Below are 559 nucleotides of genomic sequence, written 5' to 3' on the forward strand. Positions count from 1 at the left end.
TAAAGATGGCGAGCGGGAAGTTCCACGGGCTGATGGCGACGATGGCGCCGACGGCTTTGGCATCTTTGGGCAGGGTGTTTTCAGCTTCGTTTGCGTAGTAGCGGCAGAAATCGACGGCTTCGCGCACTTCGGCGACGGCGTTGTTCAGCGTTTTACCTGCTTCGCGCACGGCAAGCATCATTAGCGCGGGGGTGTGCTGCTCCAGCAAATCGGCGAAACGGCGCAAGCAATTAGCGCGCTCGGCGGCAGGCGTTGCGCTCCATTCGGGGAACGCGGCAACGGCTGCGCCAATCGCTTCTTGGGCAAGCGCAGCATCGGCAAAGCTGACTGCGCCGACTATGTCGTCGTGGTCGGCGGGGTTTTTAATCGGTTGCGCTTCGCCGACATCGCGGGCTTTGCCGTTGATAATGGATGCGGCATGGAAGTCTTGCGCGGCGGCGCGGTTGAGTTTTTCTTGAAGCTGTTGCAACACGGTTTCGTTGCTGAAATCGACGCCTTGGGAATTCAGACGACCCCTGCCGTACAAATCGCGCGGTAGCGGCAAGGCGTTGTGCAGGTG

General features: G+C 60.1%; 1 protein-coding gene. It reads right to left on the minus strand.

Going from position 1 to position 559, the window contains the following annotated elements; all coding sequences use genetic code 11:
* On the minus strand, positions 1-559 hold a 559-nt coding region (locus ACTHUE_RS19960), incomplete at both ends, for an aldehyde dehydrogenase family protein (RefSeq protein WP_440424272.1).

This window comes from Neisseria sp. P0021.S005 (assembly GCF_051956955.1).